At 38.1% G+C, this 1,333-nt stretch carries 1 protein-coding gene; it reads left to right on the plus strand.

The window, feature by feature from the left end; translation table 11 throughout:
- The coding region (locus DWY31_RS02450) for a transposase (RefSeq protein ID WP_243060355.1) at positions 1-1,192 on the plus strand (1,192 nt) is incomplete at its 5' end.
- Positions 1,193-1,333: the final 141 nt, after the last annotated feature.

Genomic DNA, 1,333 nt, shown 5'->3' on the forward strand with positions numbered 1-1,333 from the left:
TTTTTTGAATCTTGATTTATCCTTTGTTCCGGAATTCCCCAAGACAGGAAGGAAAGGCTTTTCAAATCACGCTATGATTTGTTCCTTTATTGTCATGAAATGCGAAGGCTTCTCCATGATTTCCGATCTTGTCGATTATCTTCACAATAATCTTCTGATTGCGCATTTTTGTGGCTTTGATATTTCTCGTCCACTTCCTTCTTATTGGACTTTTGATCGCTTCCTGAAAAATTTCGATAACAAAGTTCTCTCTGAAATCATGAAAACTCAGGTGTTATTCCTTTCTAAAGAAGGTATTGTAGACACTTCTTTTATTGGCTTAGATTCAACCCCTGTCTCTGCAAATACTTCACAGAATAATCCGAAATCTTTTCTCTCAAATAAGTTTAAACCCGGAAATCAACCAAGGGCGGATTCGGATTGTAAACTCGGCGTCCACACTGCATCCAATCAAACGAACGAGAAAAAATATGAATTCTATTGGGGCTATAAAAATCATGTCCTTGTAGACTGTATTTCAGGTCTTCCTATTTATGAAATGACCACAACCGCGGAAGTTCATGATGCTACCGTCGCTTTAGATATCCTTGCTGCTACCCATTCCTTTCAACCAATAACGGACTGCACATTCCTTGCCGACAAAGGTTACGATGTCAAAAATATCTACAATCAGGTTAAGGATCTTTACAATGGAGAATGTATCATTCCATTAAACAAACGTAATTCCAAAAATCCGAAACTTCTTCCTCAAGGGAATCCCATTTGCGAAGCAGGGCTTGCCATGTGGAAGGATGGTAAGTTTTCCGATTGTGGTCGTACCCGTCAAAAGTTTTGTTGTCCTCTAAAATCAAGTAAAGATACCGTTTGCCCATGCCACCACAAAAATTTCTATAATGGTAAAAAGCATCGTGGCTGTACGAAATATCTCACCATTCCTGATGATTTAAGACTTTCCATTGATAGGGACAGCAAATATTTTGAAAGTAATTATTCACTCCGCACAGAATGTGAACGCTATAATTCGCGTTTTAAAAATACTGGTCAGGAGCGGATGTGGGTGAGAAATAAAGCGTCTGTTACAAACTTAAACACACTTGCCCATATCAGTTTACTGGCAGTTGCCGTTGCCGCAATCACTAGACATTCCGGTCAGTCTTATCGCAAACTAAAAACAATAAAACGAATTGCTTGATTAAAAATTTCTCATAGTCTTATGATTTCGTAAGTTTTGGACTTACGTTAGCTTTGCTATGCCATAAAATCGTAACCTCAAACTTTATGGAAACTAACTGCCACGTCCTACTTTTGAATTAATGTGTTTTGCTCATCTCTA

This window comes from Dorea sp. AF24-7LB, from assembly GCF_003478575.1.
GTDB classification, from domain to species: domain Bacteria; phylum Bacillota; class Clostridia; order Lachnospirales; family Lachnospiraceae; genus Dorea_D; species Dorea_D hominis.